The 617-nt window shown below is 62.9% G+C and carries 1 protein-coding gene; it reads right to left on the bottom strand.

The window, feature by feature from the left end; genetic code table 11:
• Nucleotides 1–21 precede the first annotated feature (21 nt).
• Nucleotides 22–617, bottom strand: a 596-nt coding sequence (locus D779_RS21975) for an ISAzo13-like element transposase-related protein (protein ID WP_408606028.1), incomplete at its 5' end; no start/stop codon positions are given.

Here is a 617-nt window from a genome sequence, read left to right as displayed (position 1 = left end):
TCATGCTCGATGGGCGACCGTTCAACGTCCAACATGACATGAGGCGCGTGCTGTATTAGCTGGGGGAGCTATTCGTTTTGTACTGTACTGAGAGGGCGGATAATGGGCGATGCGCAGTCGCAACCCCAATCGTTGCGAGAGCGCGATCAGGTCTTCCTTGAAGCGCAGCGAGCGGGCCGCGTTGGCCCCACCGGCATCGAACAACACCAGGATCTCGCGCGCGCGGGGATAGCGCTTGGCGAAGTGCCTCTCCCAGGCCAGGGCGATGGCATCGCAGACGAAGGCGCTCGTCTCGCGCGAGGTCCCCAAGGTGATAAATCCCTCGTTGCGATGGAGATCGTAGACGCCGTGCGGGATGAGTCGACCGGTGGCCAGGTGCGGGAAATCGTGATCATAGACCGGTTGCGGGGCGCTGCTGTAACAGCGACCGGGGCGATACAAGGACCCGAGAGGCTCCTTCTTTTTGGTGTCGACACTGAACACCGGCAAGCCCTGCGCGAGCGCCAGGCGCCGCCGGGTGTCGATGGGGCGGTGATCATAACTCCGGTCCACACTCATGCCGCCAGCGGTGTCAAATAGGGTTGTCGAGCGGGTGGCGGTCGTTGTCGTCGTGGCCG

The organism is Imhoffiella purpurea (assembly GCF_000585215.1).
In the GTDB taxonomy this organism is placed as follows: domain Bacteria; phylum Pseudomonadota; class Gammaproteobacteria; order Chromatiales; family Chromatiaceae; genus Imhoffiella; species Imhoffiella purpurea.
Note: the sequence above shows the minus strand (reverse complement) of the source record. Positions and strands in the feature narration are given on the sequence as shown.